Origin of the sequence: Bartonella sp. AA2SXKL (assembly GCF_042197205.1) — a bacterium.
In the GTDB taxonomy this organism is placed as follows: Bacteria; Pseudomonadota; Alphaproteobacteria; order Rhizobiales; family Rhizobiaceae; genus Bartonella.
Genome location: NZ_JBHIRN010000211.1, coordinates 1 through 638 on the forward strand (window position 1 = coordinate 1; position 638 = coordinate 638).

General features: G+C 40.4%; 1 pseudogene. It reads right to left on the reverse strand.

The features are described from left to right. A pseudogene (locus ACFINS_RS10745) lies at positions 1 to 638 on the reverse strand (hypothetical protein); the annotation flags it as partial.

The following is a 638-nucleotide window of genomic DNA, read 5'->3' on the forward strand; positions in this document are numbered from 1 at the left end:
CCATCTTCCTTAACTGTTTTAACCTTAAAGGTAGGTGCAGTCCATTCACCATCCTCATATTTAGCGTTACCACCTAAATAAGATGCAATCTTATCACCTAATGAATAAAGCTGTTTACCTGTAATAGCATCCGTGGAATCTTTCGAAACATCACCATCTAACAGATACGTAATCTTGCTGTTTTCTTGTGTCGCTTTAGATGCACCTTTTCCTAACTTGCTCTTTTCATGACGCGCCACAAAGGCATTGGCTTCATCGCTCCATAATAAGGCATCGCCTTTTACCTGTTGCGTAACATTCGTTATGTTTTGAGTAAGTTCATTAAACTTATTCGTTACATTATTATTGACATTCTTGATGTTCGTATCAAGACCCGCAAAGGCTGAACCTATATCTTTAAACTCACTCTGTTGTACATCACCCTTTGCATCAATATTCGACAACTTATAAGTTGGGCCGGTAAAAGCACCGTTGTTAAAGCTTGCTGCTCCACCCAAGAATTTTGCAACATCCTCACCGATTGTATGAATCTGTCCGCCATTGATGGCATCATGTGAATCCTTGGAAATACTACCATCAGCGACATTATGAAGGGCAACAGGGGTCTTATCTTTACCTCCCAACGTCACGCTCGTATA